Source organism: Bradyrhizobium sp. 33ap4 (assembly GCF_032654765.1).
Lineage (GTDB): Bacteria > Pseudomonadota > Alphaproteobacteria > Rhizobiales > Xanthobacteraceae > Bradyrhizobium > Bradyrhizobium australafricanum.
Genome location: NZ_JAUMTJ010000129.1, coordinates 1 through 6,189, shown reverse-complemented (window position 1 = coordinate 6,189; position 6,189 = coordinate 1). Strand labels below are relative to the sequence as shown.

Annotated in this window: 1 pseudogene; it reads left to right on the top strand. The window is 64.8% G+C overall.

Annotated elements, in window-relative coordinates:
- Positions 1-8: 8 nt before the first annotated feature.
- Positions 9-6,158, top strand: a pseudogene (locus Q2M23_RS42950) (amino acid adenylation domain-containing protein); the annotation flags it as partial.
- Between the last annotated feature and the right edge of the window lie 31 nt (positions 6,159-6,189).

Sequence of the window (6,189 nt, the reverse complement as noted above, 5' to 3'; positions counted from 1 at the left end):
CGATGGGCGTGCTGCTGCGTGAACTCAGCCAGCTTTACCGGGCATTCGCGGCTGGGCAGGACGATCCTTTGCCGGCGCTGGCGATCCAGTATCCGGATTACGCCGCCTGGCAACGCCAATGGCTGTCGGGGGAACGGCTGCAGAAGCAGGCGCAGTATTGGCGCAGCGCGCTGGCAGGCACGACCCGTCTTGTCTTGCCGACGGACCGTGCGCGGCCGGCCCAGCAGTCATTTGCCGCGGCCACGGTTCCGATCGTCATCGATGCGGATCTGACGCGGGAGCTGAAGCGGCTCAGCCTGCAGCATGGCACGACGTTGTTCATGACGGTGCTGGCGGCCTGGGCGGCGGTGCTGTCGCGTCTGTCGGGGCAGGACGACCTTGTGATCGGCGTGCCGAGCGCCAATCGAGGCCGTCGCGAGATCGAAGGGTTGATCGGCTTCTTCGTCAACACCCTGGCGCTACGGCTCGACCTGTCGGACGAGCCAAGCGTGTCGGAGCTTCTGGAGCGGACGCGGCGCACGGTGCTGGCTGCGCAGGAGCATCAGGATCTGCCGTTCGAGCAGGTGGTGGAGATCGTGCAGCCGCCCCGGGCTCTTGATCACACCCCTCTGTTGCAGGTGATGCTGGCTTGGGAGAACAATGCGGCTGGGTCATTGGACCTGCCGGGGCTGAGTGTGGAGGACGCCTCCGAAGGGATCGATCAGATCAAGTTCGATCTGGAGCTGAGCCTTGGCGAGCATGGCGAGGAGATCGCCGGAACACTGGGTTATGTCACGGCGCTGTTTGATCGCCCGACGATCGAGCGGCAACGTGGTTATCTGCTGGCGCTGCTGTGGGCGATGGCTGCCGATGCAGGCCAGCCGGTCCGCGAGCTCGACCTCCTGCCGGCCGAGGAACGCAGCTATCTGCTGGAGGAGTTGAACCGGACGGCGGCGCCTTATCCGTCGGAGCGGTGCATCCATGAGCTGTACGAGGCGCAGGTGCAAAAGGCGCCGGAGGCCGTGGCGCTGATCTGCGAAGATGAGCGGCTGAGCTATGGCGAGCTCAACGCGCGGGCCAACCGGCTGGCGCATCATTTGATCGCCCTCGGGGTCAAGCCGGACCAGCCGGTGGCGATCTGCCTGGAACGCAGCCTGGCGATGGTGGTCGGGCTTTTGGCGATCCTCAAGGCGGGCGGAGCCTATCTGCCGCTGGACCCGGCCTATCCCAGCGAACGGCTGCGGCAGGTTGTCGACGATGCCGCGCCGCGGCTGCTGCTTTGCGATGCCGCCGGACGCGCAGCACTCGGCCGCGAGGTGCTGACCACCGTGACGGTGGTCGATCTGCAGACGGCCACGCCGGCCTGGGTCGAACGGCCGGATTCGGACCCCGATCCGCGCACGCTTGGCCTCACATCGCGCCATCTTGCCTATGTGATCTACACCTCAGGCTCAACTGGAACGCCCAAAGGAGCGCAGAATGAGCATCGGGCTATTATCAATCGCCTGATCTGGATGCAAAAAGCCTACGCACTCAAAGCGACTGACGTTGTCTTGCAGAAGACCCCATTTGGCTTCGATGTCTCGGCCTGGGAATTCTTCTGGACGTTGCTTGAAGGGGCGAGCTTGGTGCTGGCGCTTCCTGGTGCGCACAAAGACCCTGATGCGCTTGTCAACTTGATAGTCGGCCAACGCATCACCACTGCACACTTTGTACCATCCATGCTGATCAGCTTCATGGATGCGAAGGGTGTTGATCGCTGCACATCGCTGACGCGTCTCATATGTAGTGGTGAGGCGCTTTCTGCCAGCCTTGCGCAGAAGGTTCGTCGCGTATTGCCTTGGACTGGTCTGCACAATCTATACGGTCCCACGGAAGCTGCTATCGACGTGACGGCCTGGAATTGCCCGGCTGGTTTTGACGGATCAGTGGTCCCGATCGGTCGCCCAATCGCCAACACGCGGGTGTACCTGCTGGATGGCCATGGCGCGCCCGTGCCGTTCGGCGCGGTGGGCGAGCTTTACATTGGCGGGGCGGGGGTTGCGCGCGGATATTTGAACCAACCGGAACTGACGGCCGAGCGGTTCATCGCCAGTCCCTTTGTCGAGGGCGATCGGCTGTACCGGACCGGCGACCTCGCACGCTATCTGCCAGATGGCAATCTGGAGTTCCTGGGCCGCAACGACGACCAGGTCAAGATCCGCGGCTACCGCATCGAGCCGGGCGAGATCGTAGCAAAGCTTTGCGAGCACGCCTTTGTGCGCGAGGCGGTGGTGGTGGCACGCGAGAGCCGCGCCGGCGACAAGCATCTGATCGCCTATGTGGTCTGCGCGCCCGAGGCCGGTGAAGGCGAGGGCGATGGAGGCGGGCTTGCGGGCGCCTTGCGCGCGCACTTGAGTAGCCGGCTGCCGGACTACATGGTGCCGGCTGCGTTCGTGCCGATCGCGGCGCTGCCGCTGACGCCGAATGGCAAGCTCGACCGCAACGCGCTGCCGGCGCCGGCCGATCAAGCCTATGCGCTTGCGGCCTATGAGGCGCCGCAGGGCGCGGTCGAAACGACGCTGGCGCGGATCTGGGCCGAGCTTCTCGGTGTCGAGCGCATCGGACGCCACGACCACTTCTTTGAACTGGGCGGCCACTCGCTCTTGGCCGTGCAGGTGTTGGAGCGGCTGCGACGGCTGTCGCTCGGGGTGGAGGTACGCACCTTGTTCGCCAGTCCGGTGCTGGCCGATCTTGCCGCCGGCCTTGGTAGCCATCACGAGGTGGCAGCCCCCGTCAACCTGATCACCGAGCAGAGCACGGCCATTACGCCGCCGATGCTGCCGCTTATTGAGCTGACGCAGGGCGAGATCGATCGGATCGTCGCCGCAGTGCCCGGCGGCGTCAGCAACATCCAAGACATTTATGGCCTGTCGCCGCTGCAAGACGGCATCCTGTTCCATCATCTGCTAGCCAGTCGGGGCGATCCCTATTTGATGGTGTCGCAGGTGGCGTTTGCCAACCGTAGCCTGTTGGAGCGCTACCTTGGTGCGGTTCAGCAGGTGGTGGATCGGCACGACATCCTGCGTACGGCGTTTGTTTGGGAGGGGCTGTCGAGCCCGGTCCAGGTCGTCTGGCGGCGCGCGCCGCTACACGTGAGCGAGGTCGAGCTGGACGGCTGCGAAAGCTCCGGCGCCGACGAGCTCCGGCGCCGGTTTGATCCGCGCCGGCAGCGCATCGAAATTGGCCAGGCGCCCTTGTTGCGGTTTGTGATAGCGCCCGAGCCGGGCAGCAGGCGCTGGCTGCTGCTGCAGCTGCAGCACCATTTGATCGGCGATCACACGACGCTGGAGGTGATGCATACCGAGGTGCGCGCCGTGCTGGAGGGGCGCGCGCATGAGCTGTCAGAGCCGCAGCCGTTCCGCAATCTGGTCGTGCAAACGCGGCTGGGCGTGAGTGCGCAAGCGCACGAAGAGTTCTTCCGACAGATGCTGGCCGACATCGACGAGCCGACCATGCCGTTTGGGCTAAGCGAGGTCTACGGCGACGGCAGCGGGCTCAGTGAGGCGCATCGGATGCTGCCGCAGGCGCTCAACGAGCGGCTGCGCGAACAGGCGCAGCGGCTCGGGGTGAGCTTGGCCAGCCTGTGCCATCTGGCCTGGGGGCAGGTGGTGGCGCGCAGCAGCGGCCGAGAGCAGGTGGTGTTCGGCACGGTGCTGTTCGGCCGGATGCATGCGGGTGCGGGCGCCGATCGTACAATGGGCCTGTTCATCAACACGTTGCCTGTGCGGCTTGCCCTGGACGAGACCGGGGTTGCGGCGAGCGTGCGCAGCACCCACGCGCAGCTTTCCGAGCTGCTGGCGCACGAGCATGCTTCGCTGGCGCTGGCGCAACGCTGCAGCGGCGTTGCGGCGCCGGCGCCGTTGTTCAGCGCGCTGTTGAACTACCGTCACAACAGGCCGGCGGCCACGCCCCGCTTCGGAACGGATGATGTCCTGTCGGGCGTGGAATGGCTCGGCGGCGAGGAGCGCACCAACTATCCCGTAACCCTGTCGGTCGACGATTATGGCGAAGCGCTCGGCCTGACGGCGCAGGTGGCGGAGCCTCTCTCTGCGGACCGGGTCTGCGGCTACATGCAGCGGGCGCTCGAGCAGCTGGCGGAGGCGCTGGAGCATGCCCCCAACATGGCGGTGCGCGAGCTCGACATCCTGCCGGCCGAGGAGCGCAGCTATCTGCTGGAGGAGTTGAACCGGACGGCGGCGCCTTATCCGTCGGAGCGGTGCATCCATGAGCTGTTCGAGGCACAGGTGCAAAGGGCGCCGGAGGCGGTGGCGCTGGTCTGCGAAGATGAGCGGCTGAGCTATGGTGAGCTCAACGCACGGGCCAACCGCCTGGCGCATCATCTGATCGCCCTCGGGGTCAAGCCGGATCAGCCGGTGGCGATCTGCCTGGAACGCAGCCTGGCGATGGTGGTCGGGCTTTTGGCGATCCTCAAGGCGGGCGGAGCCTATCTGCCGCTGGACCCGGCCTATCCCAGCGAACGGCTGCGGCAGGTTGTCGACGATGCCGCGCCGCGGCTGCTGCTTTGCGATGCCGCCGGACGCGCAGCACTTGGCCCCGAGGTGCTGGCCGCCGTGACGGTGGTCGATCTGGCGACGGCCACGCCGGCCTGGGTCGAACAGCCGGATTCGGATCCCGACCCGCGCGCGCTTGGCCTCACATCCAGCCATCTCGCCTATGTGATCTATACCTCAGGATCCACAGGAACCCCAAAGGGCGTCATGGTCCAGCATCGGGGACTGGTCAATCTGCTGTTGGCTCAGGTCGGCCTTTTTCGCGCTTCTTCCAAGAGCCGAGTCGTGCAGTTCGCCTCCATTGGGTTTGATGCAAGCGCTTGGGAGCTTGTTATGGCGTTTGGCTCTGGAGCCGCATTGCACTTGCCTGCGGACGAGATCCGTCAAGCGAGTAACAAGCTATCGGATTATCTTCGAAGCGAAGCGATCACCCATGCGACGTTACCCCCCGCGTTGCTTCCGGCAAGCAAGAATCTGGAATGTTTGGCTTCGCAAGTTCTCATTCTTGCCGGAGAGCTGCCGAAGGCTGAACTCATCCGAAGTCTTGCCCCGGCATCAATTGTCAACGCTTATGGGCCAACCGAGGCAACAGTTTGCGCGACGCTCTGGAATTGTCCGGCTGATTTTGATGGGTCAGTGGTCCCGATCGGGCGCCCGATCGCCAATACGCGGGTGTACCTGCTGGACGATCATGGCGCGCCCGTACCGTTCGGCGCGGTGGGCGAGCTTTATATTGGCGGGGCGGGGGTTGCGCGCGGGTATTTGAACCAACCGGAACTGACGGCCGAGCGGTTCATCGCCAGTCCCTTTGTCGGCGGCGATCGGCTGTACCGGACCGGCGACCTCGGGCGTTATCTGCCGGACGGCAATCTGGAGTTCCTGGGCCGCAACGACGACCAGGTCAAGATCCGCGGCTACCGCATCGAGCCGGGCGAGATCGTAGCAAAGCTTTGCGAGCACGCCTTTGTGCGCGAGGCGGTGGTGGTGGCGCGCCAGAGCCGCGCCGGCGACAAGCATCTGATCGCCTATGTGGTCTGCGCGCCGGAGGCCAGTGAAGGCGAGGGCGATGGAGGCGGGCTTGCGGGCGCCTTGCGCGCGCACTTAACTGCGCGGCTGCCGGATTACATGGTGCCGGCTGCGTTCGTGCCGATCGCGGCGCTGCCGCTGACGCCGAACGGCAAGCTCGACCGCAACGCGCTGCCGACGCCGGCTGACGAAGCCTATGCGCTGGCGGCCTATGAGGCGCCGCAGGGCGCGGTCGAGACGGCGCTGGCGCGGATCTGGGCCGAGCTTCTCAGTGTCGAGCGCATCGGGCGCCACGACCACTTCTTCGAACTGGGCGGCCACTCGCTCTTGGCCGTGCAGATGCTCAGTCGAGCATCAGAACTTGGGCTGAGCTTTAGCGCCGCCGACCTCTTCCAAGCCCCTGTTCTGAAGGAATTTGCATCAAAAATTCATGTGGAGCCACAGCCCGGTAGCCGAGGGGTAATTTCCGTTCGATCAACCGGATCGCAGCCACCGCTCTTCTTTCTCCCCACAGGTTTTGGAGATTGTTCCTATGTCCTCGCTCTGGTGGCGGAAATAAGTCGGATCGTAGCCATGTCGTTCTGTGAGCCAAGGAGTTGAGTGTTATAGTTGTCTTCCTAAGACCGCTTGT